The 281-nt window shown below is 59.4% G+C and carries 1 pseudogene; it reads left to right on the top strand.

The features are described 5' to 3' along the window. Positions 1-281: pseudogene (locus BG74_RS17495) on the top strand (beta-ketoacyl-ACP synthase I); the annotation flags it as partial.

Below are 281 nucleotides of genomic sequence, written 5' to 3'. Positions count from 1 at the left end.
CGGCTTTGTAATCGCCGCTGGCGGCGGTATCGTGGTCGTGGAAGGGCTGGAGCACGCCCTGGACCGCGGCGCCCATATCTATGCCGAAATCATTGGTTATGGTGCAACATCCGACGGCGTGGATATGGTGGCGCCGTCCGGCGAAGGTGCCATCCGTTGTATGCAGATGGCGCTGAAAGATGTGGATACGCCGGTAGATTATCTTAACGTCCATGGCACCTCCACTCCGGTCGGCGACGTAAAAGAACTGTGGGCGATTCGTGAAACCTTCGGCCGCCAGC

The organism is Sodalis-like endosymbiont of Proechinophthirus fluctus, assembly GCF_001602625.1.
Classification (GTDB): domain Bacteria; phylum Pseudomonadota; class Gammaproteobacteria; order Enterobacterales; family Enterobacteriaceae.
Note: the sequence above shows the minus strand (reverse complement) of the source record. Positions and strands in the feature narration are given on the sequence as shown.